Source organism: Fulvimonas sp. R45, from assembly GCF_030504985.1.
In the GTDB taxonomy this organism is placed as follows: Bacteria; Pseudomonadota; Gammaproteobacteria; order Xanthomonadales; family Rhodanobacteraceae; genus Rhodanobacter_A.
In genome coordinates this window covers 119,905-143,147 of record NZ_JASERU010000004.1, presented here as the reverse complement: position 1 = coordinate 143,147, position 23,243 = coordinate 119,905, and the positions used below count along the sequence as shown (strand labels likewise).

At 69.7% G+C, this 23,243-nt stretch carries 22 protein-coding genes and 1 riboswitch; of the genes, 4 read left to right on the top strand and 18 right to left on the bottom strand.

From position 1 onward, the window contains the following. Positions 1–67 precede the first annotated feature (67 nt). Positions 68–532: a nuclear transport factor 2 family protein gene (locus tag QMK61_RS05185; protein ID WP_302070956.1), complete on the top strand. Its 465-nt coding sequence runs from the start codon at positions 68–70 to the stop codon at positions 530–532. Positions 533–541: 9 nt separating this feature from the next. Here QMK61_RS05185 and QMK61_RS05180 read toward each other — a convergent pair whose 3' ends face one another. The 7 genes from QMK61_RS05180 to QMK61_RS05150 all read right to left on the bottom strand — a co-directional run bounded on the left by QMK61_RS05180 (position 542) and on the right by QMK61_RS05150 (position 6,411). After that, entirely contained in the window at positions 542–1,069 is a 528-nt protein-coding gene (locus QMK61_RS05180; protein ID WP_302070954.1) for a GNAT family N-acetyltransferase, read from the bottom strand. Beyond that, complete coding sequence (gene nusB, locus QMK61_RS05175; protein WP_302070953.1) at positions 1,069–1,512, bottom strand: transcription antitermination factor NusB; 444 nt, start codon at positions 1,510–1,512, stop codon at positions 1,069–1,071. The genes QMK61_RS05180 and nusB overlap by 1 nt, the downstream gene beginning before the upstream one ends. Continuing rightward, positions 1,512–1,973 (bottom strand): 6,7-dimethyl-8-ribityllumazine synthase, encoded by a 462-nt coding sequence (gene ribE / locus QMK61_RS05170; RefSeq protein WP_302070952.1) that lies wholly within the window; start codon positions 1,971–1,973, stop codon positions 1,512–1,514. The genes nusB and ribE overlap by 1 nt, the downstream gene beginning before the upstream one ends. Before the next feature lie 177 nt (positions 1,974–2,150). Beyond that, on the bottom strand, positions 2,151–3,116 hold the full coding sequence (locus QMK61_RS05165; protein ID WP_302071171.1) for an LD-carboxypeptidase: 966 nt from the start codon (positions 3,114–3,116) through the stop codon (positions 2,151–2,153). Between the two features lie 163 nt (positions 3,117–3,279). Further along, positions 3,280–4,371 (bottom strand): 3,4-dihydroxy-2-butanone-4-phosphate synthase, encoded by a 1,092-nt coding sequence (gene ribB / locus QMK61_RS05160; RefSeq protein WP_302070951.1) that lies wholly within the window; start codon positions 4,369–4,371, stop codon positions 3,280–3,282. Positions 4,372–4,503: 132 nt separating this feature from the next. Then, on the bottom strand, positions 4,504–5,145 hold the full coding sequence (locus tag QMK61_RS05155) for a riboflavin synthase (protein ID WP_302070949.1): 642 nt from the start codon (positions 5,143–5,145) through the stop codon (positions 4,504–4,506). Positions 5,146–5,276: 131 nt separating this feature from the next. Beyond that, a riboswitch (FMN riboswitch) is annotated at positions 5,277–5,451 on the bottom strand. Positions 5,452–5,499: 48 nt separating this feature from the next. Continuing rightward, a complete protein-coding gene (locus QMK61_RS05150; protein WP_302070948.1) occupies positions 5,500–6,411 on the bottom strand; it encodes a LysR family transcriptional regulator in 912 nt (303 codons plus the stop codon). 89 nt (positions 6,412–6,500) lie between these two features. Here QMK61_RS05150 and QMK61_RS05145 point away from each other — a divergent pair, with 89 nt between their 5' ends. Continuing rightward, complete coding sequence (locus QMK61_RS05145) at positions 6,501–7,511, top strand: NAD(P)-dependent alcohol dehydrogenase (RefSeq protein WP_302070947.1); 1,011 nt, start codon at positions 6,501–6,503, stop codon at positions 7,509–7,511. A gap of 31 nt (positions 7,512–7,542) precedes the next feature. Further along, entirely contained in the window at positions 7,543–8,403 is an 861-nt protein-coding gene (locus QMK61_RS05140) for an N-acyl homoserine lactonase family protein (RefSeq protein ID WP_302070946.1), read from the top strand. Positions 8,404–8,530: 127 nt separating this feature from the next. Here QMK61_RS05140 and QMK61_RS05135 read toward each other — a convergent pair whose 3' ends face one another. The 8 genes from QMK61_RS05135 to QMK61_RS05100 form a co-directional block, all read right to left on the bottom strand. Beyond that, entirely contained in the window at positions 8,531–8,671 is a 141-nt protein-coding gene (locus tag QMK61_RS05135) for a hypothetical protein (protein WP_302070945.1), read from the bottom strand. Beyond that, complete coding sequence (locus tag QMK61_RS05130) at positions 8,668–8,847, bottom strand: hypothetical protein (RefSeq protein ID WP_302070944.1); 180 nt, start codon at positions 8,845–8,847, stop codon at positions 8,668–8,670. The genes QMK61_RS05135 and QMK61_RS05130 overlap by 4 nt, the downstream gene beginning before the upstream one ends. 95 nt (positions 8,848–8,942) lie before the next feature. Further along, the gene (locus QMK61_RS05125) at positions 8,943–9,659 is read right to left on the bottom strand and encodes an SDR family oxidoreductase (RefSeq protein WP_302070943.1); all 717 of its coding nucleotides are present in this window, start codon (positions 9,657–9,659) and stop codon (positions 8,943–8,945) included. After that, positions 9,641–10,057, bottom strand: coding sequence for a MerR family transcriptional regulator (locus tag QMK61_RS05120; protein ID WP_302070941.1), 417 nt, complete (start codon positions 10,055–10,057; stop codon positions 9,641–9,643). The genes QMK61_RS05125 and QMK61_RS05120 overlap by 19 nt, the downstream gene beginning before the upstream one ends. Positions 10,058–10,114: 57 nt before the next feature. Then, a complete protein-coding gene (gene ribD, locus QMK61_RS05115; protein WP_302070940.1) occupies positions 10,115–11,305 on the bottom strand; it encodes a bifunctional diaminohydroxyphosphoribosylaminopyrimidine deaminase/5-amino-6-(5-phosphoribosylamino)uracil reductase RibD in 1,191 nt (396 codons plus the stop codon). Between the two features lie 163 nt (positions 11,306–11,468). Beyond that, positions 11,469–11,999: a transcriptional regulator NrdR gene (nrdR, locus tag QMK61_RS05110; RefSeq protein WP_302070938.1), complete on the bottom strand. Its 531-nt coding sequence runs from the start codon at positions 11,997–11,999 to the stop codon at positions 11,469–11,471. 9 nt (positions 12,000–12,008) lie between these two features. Continuing rightward, on the bottom strand, positions 12,009–13,277 hold the full coding sequence (glyA, locus tag QMK61_RS05105; protein ID WP_302070936.1) for a serine hydroxymethyltransferase: 1,269 nt from the start codon (positions 13,275–13,277) through the stop codon (positions 12,009–12,011). Then, entirely contained in the window at positions 13,181–14,200 is a 1,020-nt protein-coding gene (locus QMK61_RS05100; protein WP_302070935.1) for a DUF817 domain-containing protein, read from the bottom strand. The genes glyA and QMK61_RS05100 overlap by 97 nt, the downstream gene beginning before the upstream one ends. Positions 14,201–14,368: 168 nt before the next feature. Between QMK61_RS05100 and ettA the strand changes: the two genes are divergently transcribed. Next, on the top strand, positions 14,369–16,030 hold the full coding sequence (ettA, locus tag QMK61_RS05095) for an energy-dependent translational throttle protein EttA (protein ID WP_302070934.1): 1,662 nt from the start codon (positions 14,369–14,371) through the stop codon (positions 16,028–16,030). Positions 16,031–16,246: 216 nt separating this feature from the next. On the opposite strand, the gene QMK61_RS05090 is transcribed toward ettA, so the two are convergent. From QMK61_RS05090 to QMK61_RS05080, 3 genes are all read right to left on the bottom strand, one after another. Further along, on the bottom strand, positions 16,247–17,059 hold the full coding sequence (locus QMK61_RS05090; protein WP_302070933.1) for an endonuclease/exonuclease/phosphatase family protein: 813 nt from the start codon (positions 17,057–17,059) through the stop codon (positions 16,247–16,249). 104 nt (positions 17,060–17,163) lie between these two features. Then, positions 17,164–19,554, bottom strand: coding sequence for a GH92 family glycosyl hydrolase (locus QMK61_RS05085; RefSeq protein WP_302070932.1), 2,391 nt, complete (start codon positions 19,552–19,554; stop codon positions 17,164–17,166). Between the two features lie 190 nt (positions 19,555–19,744). Next, positions 19,745–22,912 carry a TonB-dependent receptor gene (locus tag QMK61_RS05080; RefSeq protein ID WP_302070931.1) on the bottom strand — a complete coding sequence of 1,056 codons (3,168 nt, stop codon included), beginning with the start codon at positions 22,910–22,912 and terminating at the stop codon, positions 19,745–19,747. Between the last annotated feature and the right edge of the window lie 331 nt (positions 22,913–23,243).

Sequence of the window (23,243 nt, the reverse complement as noted above, 5' to 3'; positions counted from 1 at the left end):
TGCGGCGCATGCGCCGGTGCCCTGCGCATGCGAGGCTGGCGCCACTTTCCCGCCGGAGCCTGCCGCCATGCGTCGCATCCGTCTGCATCCCGCCGTCCTGTCGCTCACCCTCCTCGCCGCCCCGGTGCTGGCGGCGGCGACGTCATCCACGAGCACGAGCGGCGACGCGGCCGTGCTGGCGCCGGTCCACGCCTTCTTCGCCGCGATGTCGCGCTACGACCAGGCCGGCATGCGCGCGCAGGTGCTGCCTGCGGGCATGGCCACGCTGATGCGCCACGGCAAGCCGGTGCAGCTCGCGCTGGGCGAGTTCGTCGACCACGTGAAGCCGGGCAAGGCGCGCATCGAGGAACGCATCCGCGACCCGCGGGTGAGCGTCGACGACGACATCGCGGTGGTGTGGGCGCCCTACGTCTTCCTGCTCGACGGCAAGCCGCACCATTGCGGCACCGACGTGTTCAACCTGGCGCGGGTGGACGGCCGCTGGCTGATCGCCGGCATCGCCGACAACAGCCGCGATTGCCCGGCCCGGTGAGCCTGGGGCTCAATGGGCGAATATCAGCGCGGCGCCGCCGTGGTAGGTGGTGCGCCGCCATTCGCGGAAGCCGGCCTTCCCGGCCACGCGGATGGAGGCGGCATTGCCTTCCTCGATGAGGCACACGGCGCGCATGCCCGGCAGATGCGCGTCGGCCCAGGCGGTGGCCGCGGCGACCGCCTCGCTGGCGTAGCCGCGGCCGTGCACCTGCGGCGACAGCACCCAGCCGCATTCCAGCATGCCCGCGAGCGAGGGTTCGATCTCGCGGCGGAAGTCGCCGAAGCCGACGTCGCCCACGTAGCGCCCGCCAGCCTTCTCCTCGACCGCCCAGTAGCCGAAGCCGAGCATGCTCCACAATCCGCGCGAGGCCAGCATGCGGCGCCAGGTCTCCTCGGCGGTGAACGGGCGGCCGCCGATGTGGCGCACCACCTCCGGGTCGGCCCACAGCGCGGTGCAGGCGGCATGGTCGTCGGGGCGATGGGCGCGCAGGCGCAGCCGTGCGGTTTCCAGCACCGGCACCTGGGTGCCGGCGTCCATCAGCCGCGCTTCTCGGGCGCGCGCAGCTCGGCGGCCAGCTTGTCCAGCACGCCGTTGACGTAGCTGTGGCCATGGTCGGCGCCAAAGCGCTTGGTGACCTCGATGGCCTCGTTGAGGATCACCCGGTACGGCACGTCGGGGCGGTACGCCAGCTCGTAGGCGCCCAGCCGCAGCGCGGCGCGCTCGATCGGGTCGACCTGGGCCACCTCGCGGTCCAGGTGCGGGCGCAGCTTCGCGTCCAGCGCGTCGACGTGCTTCTCCACGCCGCGCAGCAGGTCCTGGAAATACTCCAGGTCGGCCACTTCCATGTCCTGCTCGTGGCGGAACTGCTCGATCACCGCGTTCATGTGGCTGCCGCTCATCTGCCACGCGTACAGCGCCTGCAGCGCGCGGCGGCGGGCGCGCGAGCGCGCGGCCAGGTCGATGCCCTGCGGGGCGCCCATCACAGCTTCCCGTACAGGTTGACCATCTCCAGCGCGGCGACGGCGGCGTCGGCGCCCTTGTTGCCGGCCTTGGTGCCGGCACGCTCGATGGCCTGCTCGATGCTGTCGGTGGTGAGCACGCCGAAGGCCACCGGCACGCCGCCGTCCAGCGCGGCCTTGGCCAGGCCCTTGGCGCATTCGCCGGCGACGTAGTCGAAATGCGGCGTGCTGCCGCGGATCACCGCGCCCAGCGCGATCACTGCCGCGTACTTGCCGGACGTCGCCAGCTTGTGCGCCGCGAGGGAGATCTCCCATGCGCCCGGCACGCGCACCAGGTCGATGTCGTCGTCCTGCACGCCGTGGCGCACCAGCGCGTCGCGCGCACCGGCCACCAGCGGCTCGACCACGAAACCGTTGAAGCGGCCCGCGACGATGGCGAAGCGACCCTGGGGCTTGGCGAAATCGCCTTCGATGATGTTCATGTCTCGATGTTTCCTTGGATGGGCCGGAAACCCATGCGGACCGGCCATTTTACGGGTTTGCACGGAAGCCTGCTTGCCGCGGCCTCTTCCATGGGCTTTGCGGAGGAGCCATGGCTCCCTCCCCTGCTTGCAGGGGAGGGTTGGGGGAGGGGTTGCCCAACCTCGCGGCAAGCCTGCCTACCCCCTCCCAGCCTCTCCCTGCAAGGCGGCGGGAGGAGCGTGGAGCGCGGCGAAATGCGGATAGCCAGAGAACGCCAGCGTGGCCTGCCCGCCCGCCACGCGCAGCCGCGCCGGCGCGCCGAACGGCAGGGTGAGCTGGCGACCCGCGTGGCCGTGCGGCAGGCCGCGCACCACCGGCACGCCGGCCATGCGCCCGAGCTGCGCGAACGCGGCATCCAGGTCGTAGCCGTTGTCGCGCGGACCGGGGCGGCAGTCGATGAAATCGCCCAGCACCAGCGCGCGCTGGCGGCCCAGCACGCCGGACAGGTGCAGCTGGTACAGCAGCCGCTCGATGCGGTACGGCGGCTCGGCGATGTCCTCCACGAACAGGATGCCGTCGTCGATGCGCGGGAAGTACGGCGTGCCCAGCAGGCTGCACAGCACCGCCAGGTTGCCGCCCCACAGCGGCCCGTGCACGTCCGCGTCTGCCGCGTCCCCGGCCGGCCACGCCACGCGGCGGGAGGCGGCGCCCAGCGTGCCGAGGAATTCCGTCCAGGTGGCCTCGTCCGCCGGCTCGGCGCCGAGGTCCGCCAGCAGCGGTCCGGCGAAGCTGCGCACGCCGCTTTTCGCGTACAGCGCCAGTTGCAGCGCGGTGAAGTCGCTGTGGCCGACCAGCGCGAGGTCCGAGCCGGCGAGGCGTTCATGCAGCGCGTCGTAATGCAGGTGCCCGAGCAGGCGCGACACGCCGTAGCCGCCGCGGGTGACCAGGGCGACGCCGGGCAAGTCGGCCGCCGTCGCCAGCGCGTTGATGTCGCCCGCGCGCTCGGCGTCGCTGCCGGCGAAGCGCAGCTCCGCGCGCTGCAGCACCTCCTCGCCTTCCACCGCGAAGCCCGCCGCGCGCAGGCGGGCCACGCCGCGCGCCATCGCGGCGGGATCGGGGGTGTAGCCGGACGGGGCGATCAGGCGGAGGCGGATGGGCGGCATGGGGGTGGCGGCGGTGGTGGGCATCGTGTGGGCATCGTAGAACAGCCGGGAGGCGGGTGCCCTTCGACTTCGCCGCTGCGGCTACGCTCAGGGTGAACAACCTCTTCCACCGTTCGTCCTGAGCATAGGCCCGAAGGGCCGGAGTCGAAGGGCTGTCCGGCCCCTACACGTGCTCGACCACCTCCAGCCCGAAGCCGCCCAGGCCCACCAGCTTGCGCGGCGTGCCCAGCACGCGCAGCTTGTGCACGCCGAGATCGGCCAGCATCTGGGCACCCAGGCCGAGCTGGCGCCATTCCTGCTGCTGCGCGTCCTCCGGCGCCAGCGTCGCCGGCTGGCCCTTGAGCCGGGCGAGCAAGGCCTCGGGCGTGTCCTCGCCGGACAGCACCAGCAACACGCCGCGCCCCTCGTCGGCGATGCGGCGCAGCGCGCCGGTGACGGTAAGGCCGAGGTCGTCGCGCCTGAGGTGCAGCACGTCGGACAGGGTGTTGCGCACGTGCACGCGGCTGAGCACCGGCGCGCCGTCGTCCACCGTGCCGCGCACCAGCGCGTAGTGCAGCCCGCGGCGGATCGCGTCGCGGTACGCCACCAGCCGGAACGGGCCGAACTCGGTCTCGACGTCTTCCTCGTGCACGCGCTGGATGGTCTTCTCGGTTTCCAGCCGGTAGCGGATCAGGTCGGCGATGGTGCCGATCTTGAGGCCATGCCTGCGTGCGAACGCCTCCAGCTCGGGGCGGCGCGCCATCGAGCCGTCCTCGTGCAGGATCTCGATCAGCACCGCGGCCGGTTCCAGCCCGGCCAGTGCAGCCAGGTCGCAGCCCGCTTCGGTGTGGCCGGCGCGGGTGAGCACGCCGCCCGGCTGCGCGGTGAGCGGGAACACATGGCCGGGCTGGGACAGGTCCTGCGGCTTCGCGTCGCTCTTGACCGCCACCTGGATGGTGCGCGCGCGGTCGTGTGCCGAGATGCCGGTGGTGACGCCCTCGGCCGCCTCGATCGAGACGGTGAAGTTGGTGTGGTACGGCGAGGTGTTGTCGCTGACCATGGGACGCAGGCCGAGCTGGCGCGTGCGCTGCTCGGTGAGCGTGAGGCACAGCAGGCCACGCGCCTCGCGCACCATGAAGTTGACGTCCTCCGGCCGCACCATCTGCGCGGCCATCACGATGTCGCCCTCGTTCTCGCGGTCCTCGTCGTCGAGGATCACGACCATGCGGCCGGCGCGGATGTCGTCGAGGATGTCGGGGATGGTGTTGAATGCCATGGGGATTCCTTGGAGGCTGTTCTCCCCCCCTGCTTGCAGGGGAGGGCCGGGGCGGGGTTCGCTCCTGATCTCGACGTCAAAAGCCTCACCTCCTCCCAGCCTTCCCCTGCCTTGCAGGGGGAGGGGCAAAAATCAGGCGAAGCCGTGCTGCTTGAGGAACGCCTCGTCCAGCTTCGGCACCTCGCCGCCGCCGACCAGCCGCTCCACGTAGCGCGCGATGACGTCCACCTCGATGTTCACCGCGTCACCCGCACGCTTCGCATGGAACGCCGTGTGTTCCACCGTGTGGGGGATCAGGTTGACGCCGAAGCGGTGGCCGGCCACCTCGTTGACGGTGAGGCTGGTGCCGTCGATGCACACCGAGCCCTTGGCGGCGATGTAGCGCGCCAGGTTCGCCGGCACCTCGAAGGTCCAGCGTTGCGAGCGCGCGTCGGGCGCCACCGAGACCACCTTGCCGAGGCCGTCGACGTGGCCGGACACCAGGTGCCCGCCCAGCCGGTCGGCCAGGCGCAGCGCCTTCTCCAGGTTCACCGGGTCGCCGGCCTTGAGCTGGCCCAGCGTGGTGAGCGACAGCGTCTCGTTGGAGACGTCGGCGGCGAAGCCGCGCGCCTCCAACGCTACCGCCGTGAGGCACACGCCGGACACGGCGATCGAGTCGCCCAGCTGCACATCGGCCAGGTCGAGGTCGGCAGTATCGACGTGCAGGCGCAGGTCGCCGCCGCGGGGTTCGAGCCGCGCGATGCGGCCCACGGACTGGATGATGCCGGTGAACATCAGCGCGCCCCCCCGGTGGAGGTGGCCGCATGGCGTGCGATGGATGGGATCATGAAACGTTCTCCGCGTAGTGGCATGCGAGAACGCCCCAAGGCATGAGGCCGACGCACGGCGATGCGCGCCATGCGCCGAACCGTCTTCTTTCATCCGGACTGTGGACCGCCCCGGCGAACCGGGATGGCCTGACCGTCGGCTCCGGCGTTCGACCGGATCTGCTGACCCTCCGCCGTGCGGCGAAGGCGCTCGCGGGCTCGTCCCGAAGGACCTACCGCCGGTGGGGAATTCCGCCCCGCCCTGAAGACGTCGTTGGTTGTCTGCCGGAAAACCGGCGACGGGAGTCTACCACCACGCCCTTCAGGCCGGCGCCAGCGCTTCGGCCAGGTCATCGATCAGACGTCGCAGCGCCGGCGTGCGGTCCGCCCCCGGCAGCCACAGCAGGTGGATCGGGAAGGATGGCAGTTGCCAGTCCGGGAACAACTCGACCAGCCGTCCCTCGGCGACCAGGCCATCGGCCATGTAGTCGCCCTGCAGGCCGATGCCCACGCCCGCCAGCACCGCGTCGCGGATGGCCTGCGCATCGTTGCATACCAGCACCGGGTCGATGCGCACCGCCCGGCGCTGGCGCTGCCGGCTGAACGACCACAGCGTGCCGCGGCGGTAGCCGTCGAAGGTGATGCAGCGGTGCGCCTTGAGGTCGACCGGGTCGTGCAGCGGCGGCGCCGAGGCCAGGTAGTCGGGCGAGGCGCAGGGGAACACGCGCATCGTGCCCACCCGGCGCGCCACCAGCCGCACGTCGGCCAGCCGCCCCAGGCGCACGGCCAGGTCGACCTTGCCGGCCACCATGTCGACGTAGGCGTCGTCGTACACCGCCTCGATGCGTACCCCGGGATGCTCGCGCATGAACCCGGCCAGCAGCGTCGCGATGCGGTGGCGGCCGAAGCTGGCCGGCAGGTGCACGCACAACCGGCCCGCCAGTTCGCCGTCCGGCGGGCGCAGGCCGGCGGCCAGCTCCGTCATCACCGACTCCATGCGCTGCCACTGCGCCAGCAACTGCTCGCCGCGCGCGCTCAGCGCCATGCGCCGGGTGGTGCGCAGGAACAGCCGCGCGCCGACCGCTTCCTCCAGGGCCGCGACGCGCCGGCTCAGCACCGACGCGGTGCAACCGACCTCCAGCGCCGCGCGCGAGAAGTTGAGCCGCCGCGCGGCGGCGGCGAACGCGCGCAGTTCGCGCAGGCGGGCAGGCGTGAGTTCGAAGGATTGATTCATTGTGTGAACAAAAGATCATCCATTCGTGCGGATTATCACAGGCCGCCGACGGCGGGACCATACCCGCATCCCCACCACGGAGTCGCACCATGCGTGCCATCCAGCTTTCCGCCTTCGGCCTCGACCACCTGCAACAGGTCGACCTGCCCGCCCCGCACCCCGGCCCGGACGAGGTACTGGTGCGCATGGAGGCCGCCTCGCTCAACTTCCGCGACTGGATGCTGGTGGACGGCCAGTTGTACCGCGGCGTGGCGCTGCCCATCGTGCCGGTGTCCGACGGCGCCGGCACGGTGGTGGAGGTCGGCGCGGCGGTGACCCGCTTCAAGCCCGGCGACCGCGTCACCACGTTCTACAAGTCGCGCTGGATCGCCGGCGCGATGCGACCGGAATGGGAAGGCGCCGAGATCGGCGGCCCCGGGCCCGGCGTGATGCGCGAGCTGGCCTGCTTCGACCAGTACTCGCTGGCGCGCGCGCCAGCCCATTTGACCAGCCTGCAGGCCGCCACGCTGCCGATCGCCGCGCTCACCGCCTGGCAGGCGCTGGAGCTGGCCGGCATCACCACCGGCCAGACCGTGCTGCTGCTCGGCACCGGCGGCGTGTCCCTGTTCGCGCTGCAGTTCGCCAGGCTGCGCGGCGCCCGCGCGATCGTGCTCTCGTCCGGCGACGACAAGCTGGAGCGCGCGAAGGCGCTGGGCGCCGACGTCGGCATCAACTACGCGAAGCACCCGCAGTGGGGCGCGCTGGTGCGCGAAGCCACCGGCGACACCGGCGTGGATGCGGTGATCGAGACCGTCGGCGCGGCCACCCTGCCGCAGTCGCTGGAGGCGGTGCGCATGCACGGCTTCATCGGCGTGCTCGGCTGGCTCGGCGGGATGGAGGCGACCCTGCCGCTGTCCAAGGTGGTGCTGAAGCGCGTTCGCATCCAGGGCATCTCGGTCGCGCCGCTGGAGGAGCACGAGCGGATGGTGGCGGCCATCGAGGCCACGCGCCTGGAGCCGGTGATCGACCACGTCTACGGCTTCGGCCAGTTGCGCGAAGCCTTCGAGCACCTCGTCGCCGGCCGCCACTTCGGCAAGCTCGCCATCGACTTCAACCGCTGAGAGGTCATTCCAGGGCCCCGAGGACGTCGCCATGAAGTTCCCCGCACCGCGCCGCACCGCGCGCACCATCCTGCCGCTGCTGTTGCTTGCCTTCGCCGCCTTCGCCCACGGTGCCGTGGCGCCGCCCGCCATCCGCCTCTACGTGCTCGACTGCGGCCGCCTGGACCTCCGCGACATGCGCATGTTCGACGACAGCGGCGCGCTGGACGGCAAGCCCGGCACGATGTCGGTGCCGTGCTTCCTGATCCGCCATCCGAAAGGCACGCTGCTGTGGGACACCGGGCTCGGCGACGCCGTCGCCGACCACCCCGGCGGCATCGAGCTGGCGCCCGGCATCCGCGGCACGGTGCGGGTGAAGCTGGTCGACCAGTTGAAGGCCCTGGGCCTCAAGCCCGCGGACATCGACTACCTGGCGTTCTCGCACTGGCACGAGGACCACACCGGCAACGCCAGGCTGTTCGGCAAGGCCACCTGGATCCTGCAGCGCAAGGAGCTGGATGCCGCGACCGGCCACGCGCCCCCGCCGTTCGAATCGCTGGCGCCGGTCGCCGCCTGGCGCACCGCGCGCAAGCGCATCATCGACGGCGACGCGGACGTGTTCGGCGACGGCAGCGTGCGCATCCTCCTCATGCCCGGCCACACGCCCGGCCACCAGGTGCTGGAACTGCGCCTGCCGCACGCCGGCACGGTGCTGCTGGCCGGCGACCTGTACCACAGCCGCGGGAACCGCGAGTTCCGGCGCGTGCCGCGCGTCAACACCGACCGCGCCCAGACGCTGGCGTCGATGCGGCGCTTCGAGGCGATCGCCGCACGCGAACACGCGCGGGTCGTGATACCGCACGATCCACGCGACATCGCCGCCCTGCCGCGGTTTCCCGCCTGGCTGGACTGATCGTCGCCAGGGCGTGGATCGATCCGCGCCCGGCCGGAGCGGGGGCGCAGCGCAACCGGCCGACCACCTGGCCGCGCGAAGCGGCCACGCCCGCGAACCGCGCGTTGCTGCCGGACCATGGCGCGATTCAACCGGCCGGCGGCGAAAATTCCAGCACGGTGATCTCCCGGTCCAGCGACATGGATCTTCGCGGCCGCCCCAGCACGCCGAGACTGGCCGCCACCGCCGCATCGCTTTCCCGCTGGCCCAGCGCCGAACGCCCGTTCACGACCCAGACGCGACTGCCGGCCTCTTGACCAGGCACAGCAGCGGCAGCCGCACCGCGCCCCGCGGCCGCCAGCGCTGCGGCAAGGCGGCCGCGCCGCACAGGCCGGCCACGCAAGGCGACAATACGGCTACCGCGTGCGGCAGCAGGCCGAAGTGCACCACGGCGGCGGGACGCATCAGGTCCGTCCATCGAACGCCCTCCATGTTTCAGCGTCGTCACCGCCGGCCAGCGTGTCGTGCCCCGTTCAGCCGGAAGCGGGTGGCACGACGGCTCAGACCAGCCGCTGCCCGCCATCCACGCAAAGCGTGCTGCCGCTGACGCCGCGGTTGCACGCCGCGACCTCGATCATTTGCGCGACATCCTCGACCGTGCCGATCCTGCGGGTGGGGATTTTCTCGCGCATCCCAGCGAACAGGCTCTCGCGCCGCTCGTCGCTGGCGACCTGTCTCCAGAACGGCGTATCGACCCAGCCCGGCGATACCGCGTTCACCCGGATCGGCGCCAGTTCCAGCGCAAGCCCGCGCACCATGGCATTGATCGCACCATTGACCATGCCGGTGACGCTGCCACCCACCATCGGCCGCTCGGCGGCGATGCCGGACACGATCGTAACGCTGCCGTCCGCGGGCATTTTCGCCGCCGCCGCCGCAGCCAGCAGGTACGGGCCGACCACCTTGGAGGACACCGCGCGCATCAGTTCCGCCTCGTCGAGCTCGCGCGAGGATTTGTAGACGAGGTCGGCCGCCGTGAACACCAGATGGTCCATGCGTTCGATGGCCGCAAGGATGCGTGCGCGCCCTTCCGCGCTCGCCACGTCGGCGGGAAGCGCATGCAGGCGCTCATGCCCGATGCCTGCGGCGGCGGCGTGCAGCCGCATCGGATCGCGCGCGATCATCCAGACGCTGGCACCGCGCTCCCAAAAACGGCGCGCCGCCGCCAGGCCCATGCCCGAACTGGCCCCGATGACGACTACGGTTTTGTGATGCATGGAAGCTTCCTTTTGCGCCCCGCCTTCAAGTCCTCCAGCAATGCCGTGTGCCGCGCGATCTTCTTTCCGATCGTCGCCAACGCCTGTTGCCGCAGGGTGATCTGCTGCCTGAGTTCGGCCTGCCAGTCGCCGAAGAATGCGATCCGCGCTTCGAGCGAGGCGTCGCCCTGTTCGACCATCGCCGCCAGCTGACGGATGCGCCGGATCGACATGCCGGTGCCGCGCAGCACCTTCAGCATTTCCAGCCACTGCAGGTCCCGTTCGCGGTAGATGCGGCGTCCGGCCCGCGAGCGGTCGACGTTCTTCAACAGCCCCGCGCCTTCGTAGTAGCGCAGCGTATGGCTGCTGATGCCCGTGCGCCGGCAGGCTTCGGTCATCGAGATCGGCTTGCTGTCCATGCGCTCGAGTCTAGGACTTCGAGCGCGCTCGAAGTCAAGCGCCCGGAGTCGGCCGCGCTACGGACGCAGGCGAAGGCGCCAGTCCGGACCCACCGCGCGCTGTTCCACCACGCGCAGGCGCCAGCGGCCGGCCATGTCGTCGAGCGCGGGCAGGCGCAGCAGCGGCCGCGCGGCGTCGCCCAGCAGCACGGGCGCCACGTAGAGCAACAGCTCGTCGGCCAGGCCTTGCGCGAACAGCGCGCCGCACAGCGTGGGGCCGGCCTCCACGTGCAGCTCGTTGCAGCCGCGTTCGGCCAGCACGGCGAGCACTGCAGGGAGATCGAGCATGCCGTCACGCTCCGCCACCGCCGCGTGCTCGACGTGGGCAAAGCGTTCGCCAGCCGCGGCCACCTGCGCGCCATGCAGCACCAGCGTGGGCGCGGAGCCATCCAGCACATGGCTTCCGACCGGTGTGCGCAAGCCGCGATCGAGCACCACCCGCAACGGCGCAACGAAGTGCTCCCCCTCCCCTCCGGGGAGAGCACCGCCCCGAGCCTGTCGAAGGGAGCCGGGGTGAGTGGCGGGTGCTCGCGCCCCCCCTGCATCCCGCCCGTCGGTGGAAAGGCTTTCGTCCAGCCGCACGGTCAGCCGCGGATCATCCGCCAGCACGGTGCCGATGCCGGTGAGGATGGCGCTGCTGCGCGCGCGCCAGCGCTGCACGTCGGCGCGCGCCGCAGCACCGGTGATCCACTTCGACTCGCCGCTGGCCAGCGCGGTACGGCCGTCGAGGCTCGTCGCCAGCTTCACCCGCACGAACGGGCGACCACGCTCGAGGCGGCTGAAGAAACCGATGTTCAGCTCGCGCGCCTCGTCGCGCAGCAGGCCGGTCTCCACCGCGATGCCGGCGGCACGTAGCTTTTCGATGCCGCGGCCGGCCACCTGCGGGAAGGGATCCTCGGCGGCGATCACCACGCGCGCCGCGCCGGCGGCGACCAGCGCGTCCGCGCAGGGCGGCGTGCGGCCGTGGTGGGCGCAGGGTTCCAGCGTCACGTAGGCGGTGGCGCCGCGGGCACGTTCGCCGGCTTCGCGCAGGGCGAACACCTCGGCATGCGGCTCACCGGCGCGCTGGTGCCAGCCGGTACCGACGACCTCGTCGCCATGCGCGAGCACGCAGCCCACGCGCGGGTTGGGCTGGGTGGTGAACAGGCCGCGTTCGGCCAGGCGCAAGGCGTGCGCCATGTGCAGGTGATCGACGGCGGTGAAGTTCATGGGGGGTCTTCCTCTCTCCTCCGGAGAGCGCCGCCACGCTGAAGGGGCGCGGCAGGGATCGGGCTGGCCATAGTGTGGCATTGGAGCGCGCTTCGGGCGTACCTCGGGGCGAGGTTGGCCCCTCACCCCGACCATCTCCCCGCAGGGGAGAGGAAGAAAACCATCAACCCTTGCGCGGGCGGCGCGGTTCGGCGCCCGCGCCGCCGCCGAGCAGCGAGAGCTGCAGCTTCTCCAGCTCGGGCAGGTCGCGCTCCAGCTTCTCGATTTCCTCGCGGAACGCCTGGACGTCTTCGAACTTGCGGTAGACCGAGGCGAAGCGCACGTAGGCCACCTGGTCGAGCTTCTTCAACTCGCGCATCACCAGTTCGCCGACCTGGCGCGACGGCACCTCGCGCTCGCCGCTGCGGCGCAGGTCGTTGATGATCTCGCGTACCGCGGTATCCACCGCATCGCTGGCCACCGGCCGCTTCTGCAGCGCGCGCTCGAAACTCACCCGCAACTTGCGCTCGTCGAAGGCCTCGCGCCGCTCGCCGCTCTTCACGATCGCCGGCAGCTTCAGCTCGGCGGTCTCGAAAGTGTTGAAGCGCTCGCCGCACTGAGGACACTCGCGACGACGACGCACGGTGGCGCCGTCCTCGGTGAGCCGCGAGTCGATCACGCGGGTGTCTTCGTGCTGGCAGAACGGGCAGTGCACGCCGGCAGGTCAACCGTAGACCGGGTACTTCTTGCACTGCGCCTCGACCTTGGCGCGCACCGCGGCGATCACCGCCTCGTCGTTCGGCGCGTCGAGCACGTCGCAGATCCAGTGGGCCAGGTCGACGCAGTCGGCCTCCTGGTAGCCGCGGGTGGTGACGGCGGGCGTGCCCACGCGCAGGCCGGAGGTGACGAAGGGCTTCTGCGGGTCGTTCGGCACGGCGTTCTTGTTGACCGTGATGTGCGCCCTGCCCAGCGCGGCCTCCGCGTCCTTGCCGGTGACGCCCTTGCCGATCATGTCGATCAGCATCAGGTGGTTCTCGGTGCCGCCGGAGACGATCTTGTAGCCGCGCGCGATGATGGTCCTGGCCATCGCCTGGGCGTTCTTCACCACCTGCGTCTGGTAGGCCTTGAAGGCCGGTTCCAGCGCTTCCTTGAAGGCCACCGCCTTGGCCGCGATCACGTGCATCAGCGGGCCGCCCTGGATGCCGGGGAACACGATCGACTGCAGCTTCTTCTCGATCTCCTCGGCCGCCTCGCCCATGCCCTGCCTGCTGGCGACGATGATGCCGCCGCGCGGGCCGCGCAGGGTCTTGTGGGTGGTGGAGGTGACCACGTGCGCGTGCGGCAGCGGGCTGGGGTAGACGCCCGCGGCCACCAGGCCGGCGACGTGGGCCATGTCCACGAACAGCCACGCGCCGACCTTGTCGGCGATGGCGCGGAAGCGCGCCCAGTCCATCACCTGCGAATAGGCGCTGAAGCCGGCCACGATCATCTTCGGCTTGTGCTCGACGGCGAGGCGCTCGACCTCGTCCATGTCGACGATGCCGTTGCCGTCCACGCCGTACTGCACGGCGTTGAGGATCTTGCCGCTGAGGTTGACCTTGGCGCCATGGGTGAGATGGCCGCCGTGCGCCAGGCTCATGCCGAGGATGGTGTCGCCCGGCTGCAGCAGCGCGAAGTACACCGCCTGGTTGGCCTGCGAGCCGGAATGCGGCTGCACGTTGGCGTAGTCGGCGGCGAACAGCTGCTTCACGCGGTCGATCGCCAGCTTCTCCGCCACGTCCACGTATTCGCAGCCGCCGTAGTAGCGCTTGGCCGGATAGCCTTCCGCGTACTTGTTGGTGAGCTTGGAGCCCTGCGCTTCCATCACGCGCGGGCTGGCGTAGTTCTCCGAGGCGATCAGCTCGACGTGGTCTTCCTGGCGCCGCCCTTCGTCGGCGATGGCCCGGGCCAGTTCGGGGTCGAAACCTTCGATGGTGCAATCCTTCGGGAACATTCGGGCCTCTGCGCGTGGGGTGGCGGGGATGAAGAATCCCGAAAGTGTAGCGCTGCCGGGTGGTTGCGGCCACCGGCGCCCGGCCGCCGGTGCAGTGCCGAGACCATCACATAACTGATGATCATAAGCAGCAGCCAGGCGCCCAGCTTGGCCGGCGGCACCACGTGCCAGCCGTGCCGCTGCGAAGGGTAGAGCCAGGCATGGCTCAGCGTGCCCACGTTCTCGGCCAGCCAGATGAACAGCGCCACCAGCACGAAGCCCAGCAGCAGCGGCATGCGCCGGTGCGCGCGGCGGACGCGGAAGCGGATCCGGCACGGCCCGAACAGCCACGCCACCGCCGCGAACAGCAGCGGCCGCGCATCCGGCAGGAAGTGGTGGGTGAAGAAGTTGAGGTAGGTCGCCGCGGCCAGCGCCACGGTGGCGCCGAACGGCGGGTGCCGGTCGAAGCGGAAGTCGAACAGCCGCCATGCCCGGGCGATGTAGCTGCCCACCGCCGCGTACATGAAGCCGGTGAACAGCGGCACGCCGCCCAGCCGCAGCAGCGCGGGCTCCGGGTAGTTCCACGAGCCCACCGCGGTCTTGAACAGTTCCATCGCCGTGCCCACCGCGTGGAACAGCAGGATCACCTTGGCTTCTTCACGGCTCTCCAGCTTCGCGGCCAGCAGGATGCCCTGGATCGCCAGCGCGGCCAGGGTCAGGAAGTCGTAGCGCGCCAGCCAGGCGTCGCGCGGGTACCAGCGCCAGCTGGCCAGCAGCAGCGCCACCATCAGCCCGCCGAACAGGCAGGCCGAGGCCTGCTTGAGGCCGAAGCAGAAGAACTCGTACAGCCCCGCCGCCAGGCGGCCACGGGCCTGCGCCCGCCGCCCCAGCCGGCGGTCCAGCCGCACCAGCACGCCCGCGCATCTCGCCAACGATCCTTCCACGCCCCCGCTCCAGACGGCCTCGACTGTGCCAGCCTGGATGCGGCGCCGGGCGCTTCGGGGCGCCTGCCGTGGCGGGAACGGGGCCTATCGGCGATAATCGGCGGCCTTTCCCCCTTTTCCTGCCGGGCCGCGTCGACGCGGCTTGCGGACCGCCTTTAGGGAGCACGCATGCAATACATCTACACCATGAACGGGGTCAGCAAGATCGTTCCCCCGAAGCGCCAGATCATCAAGGACATCTCGCTGAGCTTCTTCCCCGGCGCCAAGATCGGCCTGCTGGGCCTGAACGGCGCGGGCAAGTCCACGGTGCTGAAGATCATGGCCGGCGTGGATACCGACTTCCAGGGCGAGGCCCGCCCGCAGCCGGGCATCAAGGTCGGCTACCTGGCGCAGGAGCCGGAACTGGATCCCGAAAAGACCGTGCGCGAGGCGGTGGAGGAAGGCGTGTCCGTGATCCTCGACGCGCAGAAGCGGCTGGAAGAGGTCTACGCCGCCTACGCCGAGGAAGGCGCGGACTTCGACGCCCTGGCCAAGGAACAGGAGAAGCTGGAGAACATCCTCGCCGCCAACGACGCCCACGCGCTGGAGCGCCAGCTGGAAGTGGCCGCCGACGCGCTGCGCCTGCCGCCGTGGGACGCGAAGATCGGCCCGCTCTCCGGCGGCGAGAAGCGCCGCGTGGCGCTGTGCCGCCTGCTGCTGTCCAAGCCCGACATGCTGCTGCTGGACGAGCCCACCAACCACCTCGACGCCGAGTCGGTGGACTGGCTGGAGCAGTTCCTGCACGACTATCCCGGCACCGTGGTGGCGGTCACCCACGACCGCTACTTCCTCGACAACGCCGCCGAGTGGATCCTCGAGCTCGACCGCGGCCGCGGCATCCCGTGGAAGGGCAACTACACCGAGTGGCTGGAGCAGAAGGACGCGCGCCTGAAGCAGGAGGCGCAGCAGGAGAAGTCGCGCCAGAAGGCGATCGAGAAGGAGCTGGAGTGGGTGCGCTCCGCCGCCAAGGGCCGCCAGTCCAAGGGCAAGGCGCGCCTGAAGCGCTTCGAGGAGCTGAACTCGGTCGACTACCAGCGCCGCAACGAGACCAACGAGATCTTCATCCCGCCGGGCGAGCGCCTGGGCCAGGAGGTGATCGAGTTCAAGAACGTCAGCAAGGCGTTCGGCGACCGCGTGCTGATCGACGACCTGTCGTTCAAGATCCCGCCGGGCGCCATCGTGGGCGTGATCGGTCCCAACGGCGCGGGCAAATCCACGCTGATGAAGATGATCATGGGCAAGGAGCAGCCCGACTCCGGCGAGGTGAAGCTGGGCCACACCGTGCAGCTCGCCTACGTCGACCAGTCGCGCGGCGCGCTCGACGACAAGAACAACGTGTGGCAGGAAGTCTCCGGCGGCCTGGACATCCTCACCATCGGCAACTTCGAGATCCAGTCGCGCGCCTACATCGGCCGCTTCAACTTCAAGGGCACCGACCAGCAGAAGATCGTCGGCAACCTGTCCGGCGGCGAGCGCGGCCGCCTGCACATGGCCAAGACCCTGCTGCAGGGCGGCAACGTGCTGCTGCTCGACGAACCGTCCAACGACCTCGACGTGGAAACCCTGCGCGCGCTGGAAGACGCGCTGCTGGAATTCCCCGGCTGCGCGATCGTGATCTCGCATGACCGCTGGTTCCTCGACCGCATCGCCACCCATATCCTGGCCTTCGAGGGCGACTCCCACGTAGAGTTCTTCCCCGGCAACTACAACGAGTACGAGGCGGACAAGAAGCGCCGCCTGGGCGACGAGGCGGCCAGGCCGCACCGGGTGAAGTACAAGAAGCTGGCTTGAGCCCGGCTTTTTTGCGTTTGCCTCCTCTCCCCTCCGGGGAGAGGATTGAGGTGAGGGGCCACGGCTGGCCCCGATCTCCAAAAAGACGGCCTCACCATCAAGCGACTTCGCAAGATTGGCCCCTCACCCCAGCCCTCTCCCCGGAGGGGAGAGGGAGTGGCGGCGCGGCGGTGAGGAATTCCGATGCACCTCCTCCCCTGCAAGTCGACGCGTCACCTACCAGCTGAAGTCGGCAACCACCGGGAAATGGTCCGACGGATAGACCTTGCCGTCGTGCGTGGTGATCGTGCGCACGTCGTCGGCCTTCACGCCGCGGTAGAGGATCCAGTCGATGCGCTGGGTCGCATGGCCGGTGAAGCCGTGGAAGGTGCCTTCCGGGCCTTCGTGGCGGGGTGCCGAGATCCGCGCGTCATGCAGGACCTGGGTCAGCGCGGCGTGCGCCTTGCTGCCGGGCGTGGTGTTGAAGTCGCCGGTCAGCACGAACGGTAGCGACGCGGGCAGCCTGGCCAGGCGTGCCCTGATCTGCGCGGCGCACCGTTCGCGGGTCGCCTCGGCCGCCTTGCCGTCCCGGTAGGGGAAGTGCGTGTCGTAGTAGTAGAACTGCCTGCCGCTGCGGCGGTCCTGGAACTTCGCCCAGGTCACCATGCGCGGCATCACCTGGCCGGCGCCGATGCTGCCCGGCTTGTCCGGCGTATCCGAGAGCCAGAAGTTGCCGGACGCAAGCACTTTCAGGCGTATCTTGTCGTAGAACACGCCCATGTGCTCGTTGTCGTTCCTATCGATCTCGTTGCCGTTGCGTCCCATGCCGAACCAGGTGTAGCCGGGCAGGTGCTGCTGCAGGTAGTCGGCCTGTGGCAGGAGCAGTTCCTGCGTGCCCAGGATGTCGGGGTGCTCGGTGCGGATGACCTGGACCATCAGGTCGCGACGGTGCGGCCAGGCGTTGATGCCGTCGTCCGCCTCGCTGTAGCGCACGTTGAAGGTCATCACGCGCAGGTCGTGCGCGCCGGACGGAGGGCCTGCGCTGGCCATGCCAGATGCGAGCGCAAGCCCGGACATCAGGAAAAGGCGCGGCAGTAGGCGCATGGTGCGGCTCCTTAGGTGGAAGAACGGGCGGGAGGGAAACCGGTGGCTGGTCACGGACGGCCGTGCTCCTGCGCCGACATCGACGGCGGCGCATCGGCCGGGGCCGCGCCCCAGGCCTTGTTCGGCGTCGGCCCCATGGTGAGCACCAGGGTGCCGCCGCCGGCGATGTCCGCCTGGCTGAACCAGGGCCGGTTCCACGGTTTGCCGTCGAGCGTGGCGGACTGGATGTACTTGTTCGCGGCCGAGTTGCCGCGCGCCACGATCTCGAACACCTTGCCGTTGCCCAGGCGCAGGCGGACCTGGTCGAAGATCGGGCTGCCCAGGATGTAGTCGGGCGTGGACGGATCGACGGGGTAGAAGCCCATCGCGCTCAGCACGTACCACGACGAGGTCGAGCCCTGGTCGTCCATGCCGGGGAAGCCGTAGCCGCTGGCGTCGCTGCCGTACATCTCGGCGAGGATGCGCCGCGCCAGCGCCTGGGTCTTCCACGGCTGGCCGCTCCAGGCGTACAGGTAGGCCGCCTGCTGGTCCGGCTGGTTGCCCTGCACGTACTGCCCGATCAGGCCGGTGCAGTCGCGACAGATGCCCTTCGGGTGGTACGGCGTGGAGAAGAACGCGTCGAGCTTGGCGTTGAACGCGTCGCGCCCGCCGAGCAGGTCGATCAGGCCCTGCACGTCGTGCGGCACCAGCCACAGCGTGGACCAGCCCGAGGCCTCCTTCATCATGAAGTTGTAGTACGGCTCGCCCGGGTCGAACGGCGCGATCCACTGGCCGTCCGCGGTCTTGCCGCGCATGAAGCCGGTCGACTTGTCGAACACGTTGCGGTAGTTCGCGGCGCGGCGCAGGAACATCTTCGCGTCGTCGGCCTTGCCGAGGCGGCGCGCGATGTCGGCCAGCGCGTGGTCGTCCCAGGCGTATTCCAGCGTGGTGGCGACGCCGGCCTTGCCGCCAGCGTAGGGCGGGCTGGGATTGCCCGGCGGCACGACGTCGGCGATCCAGCCGTTCTTCTCGTACTCGGCCAGGTACGGGCGCGGGCCCGCGGGGTCGGTCGCGTTCCTGCGCAGGTACTCGTACGCGGCGGCGTAGTCGAACGGGATGCCGCGCTGCCACGCGCCGTCGTACATCAACGCGGCGTGGTCGCCGTGGAACGAGGTGTTCATGTAGCCGCGCTCGCGCGCCATGTCGAGCTCGGAGCGCATGATGTCCTGCACCACCTTCGGCTCCAGCAGCATCAGCAGGGTGATCTGGTTGCGGCCGGTGTCCCAGAACGGCACCGGGCCGTAGCGGTCGTAACTGGCGACGTGGACCTTGCCGTCCGCGCCGGTGAAGCGTTCGCCCTTGCGCGCCAGCAGCCGCGGGCTGGCGAAGGCGTGGTACAGCGTCGAGTAGAACAGCATGCGCTGCTTCGGCGTGCCGCCGGTCACCTGGACGCGGTCGAACAGCTTGGCCCAGGCCGCGCGCGCCTGGGCGTGCACGCGCTCGAAGTCGCCGTCCGGGTCCTCGGCGCGCAGCCGCGCTTCCGCCTCGGCGGCGCTGTGTCCGTGGGCGATCCGCACCAGCACCTGCTCGCCGGCCTTGGTGTCGAAGGTGACGTAGGCGCCCGCATAACTGCCGGACACGGTCCGCCGGTTCTGCTGCACGTCGGCGTCGCCGATGCCGTAGCCCTCGTGCTCATGGTCCGCGCGGAAGGTGCCGAACCCCGCGAACGGCCGCGAAAATTCGGCGACGAACCAGGGGCCGTCCGAGTCGCGTTCCGGGCGCCGGCCCGCGCTGACGCCGCGGATGGTGTGGTCGCCGACCACGTCCACCTCGCCGCCAAGGCGGCGCAGGTTGACGACCACGTTCGAACGATGGCTCGCCGGGAAGGTGAAGCGCATCAGGCTGGTCCGCTGCGTGGCGGTCAGCTCGACCCGGGTATGGAAGGTGGCGAGGTCAACCGCGTAATAGCCCGGCGAGGCCTTCTCGCTCGTCTTGTCGTAGTACGACTGCGCATAGTCGGGCGGCACGGTCCAGTCGCCGACGACCGGCATGATCATCGGCGACGCCTGGCCGCCATAGGTCGAGCCGCCGCCGGTGAAGCCAATCATGGTGGGGTTGGTGTAGTAGTAGGACATGCCGACACCCGCGGGATAGCTGAGGTCGACATTGAGATTGACCGGGGTCGCCTCGGTCGAGCTGTGCGGCAGGCTCGCGCCCGGCGACGTCATGCCGGAATACAGCGGCTCGCCCGGCGGCGGCGCGTTGCCGATCAGCGCCTGCCGGTCCAGCGGCGCGGTGCCGACCAGCGGGTTGGCCTCGTCGACGGCCTGCGTCGCGGCGTGCGCGGCGGCGCCGTCCCGGGCATGGACCCCAGGCGCGAGGGCCGCCAGCGCGAGGGCCAGCGCGACGTGTCCGCGGATCGATGGAGCGCGGCGGCAAGAGCGTGCGGGAAATGGAAGCATGGTCCTTTCCGGTGTGTACGTGAATGAAGAGGCGTCATCCGTCACGCCGGCGGCGTTTCTCCCCTGCCCGGCGCACGCAAGGCTTCGGGAGCGAAAAAAAAGCAGGGCCATCCATGGCCCTTCGCCCGCATCCCGGGGAGAGTAGGAGCGGTGCCCATGAGCAGGCGGGATCCGGCCCGCCTGTCGTTGCTCAGTCGTCGGTGCCGAACTTGTACGTGATGCCCATGTAGTACTGGCGCCCGGCATACTCGAGCTGGTTCAGGCGCGCCGTGGTGTCGCCGCCCAGGTACGAGCGGGGCATGGAGCGCGTCAGGTTGATGATCGACGCGTTCACCATCAGGTGCTTGTTGAACTCGTAGTCGCCGTTCAGGTCGAGCTGGTGGTACGGCCGCGTGTAGACCGGCAGGCCCGCGGCCAGGCCCTGCATGGTGCGGCCGGTCCAGTTGTTGGTGACGCGCAGCAGCAGGCCGTGCTTCTCGTAGAACAGCGACACGTTCGCCGCGTACTTCGCGCTGCCGATCAGCTCCGACTTGCCCACCTGGGTGTCGCCGAGCGAGACGGGCGTCTCGTTGGTCTTGTTGAGCGTGTAGTTGGCGATGTAGCCGAAGCCCATCTCGTAGGTGTGCTGCGTGTAGAGCTCGATGCCCTTGGAGGTGCCCGAGCGGCCGTTGGCGTTGGTGCTGTACTGCAGGAAGTTTTCCTGGGTGCCGCCCACGTCCACGTTGATGTTGTTGACGGTGACCGGAACGACGAAGTTCTTCACCTTCTTCTGGAACAGGTCCAGGCCGAGGACCGACTCGGGGGCGTAGTACCACTCGCCCGCCAGGTCGAACTGGGTGGCGGTGAACGGCTTCAGGTCCACGTTGGCGCCGCTGCCGTACCAGCCCGGCGGGGGGGCGCCGAACTGCTTGCGGTCGTTGTAGTACGCCTGGGTGTTGTTGGTGAGGCTGCCCAGCTGGGCCAGGTCGGTGTAGTTGGCGCGGGCCATCGCCTGCGACCCGGCGGCGCGCAGCACGAAATTGTCCGCGATGGTCCACGCGACGTTGAAGCTGGGCAGCAGCTTGTTGTACCGCTTGCTGGTGGTGGCGTTGCTGAAGGTCTGGATCACCGACTGCTCGCGCGGCAGGTACTGGAAGTCGCCCGGTGCGCAGGGGCCGCCGCCGGCGTTCACGCCGCTGGCCGGGCAGATCAGGATGTTGCCGTTGGCGTCGTGGTAGTACACCGCGTTGTTGGTGGTGATCTCGTCGGCGACGGTGATGTCCTGCTTCGTGCTGACGAAGCGCAGGCCCACGTTGCCGCGCAGCGTGCCGGTGTCGAAGTTCGCCTGCACGTAGGCGGCGGAGATCTTCTCCTGGATCGAGGACTTGCTGTCGGGGTGGTTGTAGATCACCCGGTCATAGGTCGAGTTGAGGTAGTTGTAGTAGGCGGGGAAGTTGATCGCGGGGAAGACGTTGTCGTTGTACGCCTCGGTGTGGCCGTTGAGCATGGTCGGCTCGAGGAAGCCCGCGGGCAGCTGGCCGGCGTTCGGATCGCAGGTCTGGAACTGCAACGTGGTGCCCTTGCAGTACCAGCGCACTTCGTTGTTCACCTGCGAGGCGTGGCTGTCGCGGTACTTCACGCCGAACTGCAGCGACTGCAGCCAGCCGTTGTCGAAGGCCCAGGTGAAGTCCGCCTGGGCGAAATTCTGCGAAGTGTCGGTGTTGACCATGTTGGAGCCGGTCGAGCCGAGGTCCACCTGGCCTTCGCCGGCCAGCATGTTCTGCAGCACCTGCGGCGAGGCAGTGATGGTCGGCTTGCCGTTCAGCGTCCAAGCGGCCCCGTTGCTGCCGTCCACCCACTGGCCGTTGACGAAGTTGCGCGGCTTGGCGGCCATGCCCAGCTCGATCGACGGACCGCCCGTCGCCCAGGTACGGCCCACGTTGAACGTGCCGCTGAGGTCGCCACCGCCGTCCCACTCGCCCTCGAGGTTGAGGGTCTGCGAGGTGGCCTTCTCGACGGAGTAGTTGCCGTTGAGCCACGGGATCTCGGTGGAGCAGACGTCCACCGGCTGCCGCTGCGCGCCGGTGCTGGGGTTCGTCGTCGAGTTGCAGCCCTGCCCCGCGGGCGGGAGCACGTAGTTCGCGCCGGTGACGACGGTGCCCGACGGATCGAAGGTCAGGCCGTTGGGCGCGAGCAGCCGGCCCTGCTGGTCGTCAAAATTGTTGTTGCTGGGCAGGCCCCACTCGGGAACCTCCAGCGTATTGGTGATCTGGCTCTGCTGCCGCTGGAAGCGGAAGTAGTTGCCCGTCAGCAGGAAGTGGTCGCTGGGCTTGAACTGCATGGTGGCCTGGACGCCCTTGGTCTTCAGGTCCAGCTGGTTCCGGCTGGTGGAGAACTGCTGCGGCATCCAGTAGCCCGAATACTGTCTGCCGGACTGGTCGACCTCGCCGTTGCCCCACAGGTCGATGTTGGAGGCCACGGCGGAGTCGTACGGGTGGCCATGCACGTCCGTGGGCGGCTGGGCGCACGTTGCATGGTCGGAGCAGTTGTTGGCCCACCAGTGCCAGCTCGACGCATTGGCCGTGTAGTCGATGTCCCGGCGCTTCTGGTACGTGCCCGCGATCAGGACGCCGAAGGTCTCGTCCTTGTTCTTCCACGACCACAGCGCCGAGGCCTGCGGGGTGATCCGGCTGCTGTTGTCGGAACCCGCGCCGGTGACGGACACGAAGCCGTCGTTCGCCTTCATCTCCAGCGGGCGGCGCGTGCGCAGGTCCACGTTGCCGCCGATGCCGCCTTCGTCCAGGCGCGCCTCGAGGCTCTTGTAGAGCTTGATGTCGGAAAACATGTTGGCCGGCATCATCGAGTAGTTGAACGAGCGCGTCAGGCCGGCCGAGGTATCGGCCGAGGCCACGTAGTTGCCGTTCAGTTCGGTCAGCGTCAGCTCGGGCGCAAGGCCGCGGATGCTGACCGTCTTGCCTTCGCCGGATTCGCGGGTGATGACCACGCCCGGCACGTGCGCCAGCGCGTCGGCGATGTTCTTGGCGGGGAACTGCGCGATGTTCTGCGCGTTGATCACCTCGACGATCGAGTTGGAATCGCGCTTGTCCTGGAGGTTCTGGTCGATCGACTGGCGATAGCCGCTGACGATGACGGTCTGCAGGTTGGTGGTGTCGGTCGCATCCGCCTGCTTCTTGCCCGCCTTCTTCGTCTTGGTGCTGTCGGTCGCCTGCTGCGGCGGCGGGGTCGCGGCGGCGGTGGGTGCGGCCGGCTGCGCGGCGGAGGCGGTTCCGGTCATGCCCAGGCCGGCGAACGACAGGGTGGCCATGGCGAGCGCGGCGTACAACGGCTTGCGGGTAAGGACGTGTGGAAGGTGCGTCATTTTCAGTGATCCCCATTTGGTGTGCGTCCTGCCGGCGGACTCGGAGGCAACTCCATTCGCGCCGGCAAGGCCGGAAGACGGCTGTCCGCGGTTCTCCTGCCCTTTCGCCGGGCGACATGGCCCTGCGTGGGGTGAATGGAGTTCGCGCGGTGTTCCCCTCGATGGATCGCGTGCTGCTGGCTGCATGGTGCGGTCGTTCCCCTCCTTCAAACTGAATCGATCTAAATTTTTGGCGACAAACGGGCACCCGGATTCGCCCGCGCCGGTTGTCCCGGATTCCGCGCGGGCTACCGCTGCTGGCGTCCTTGGCGCCGGTCGACGCCGCGCCGTG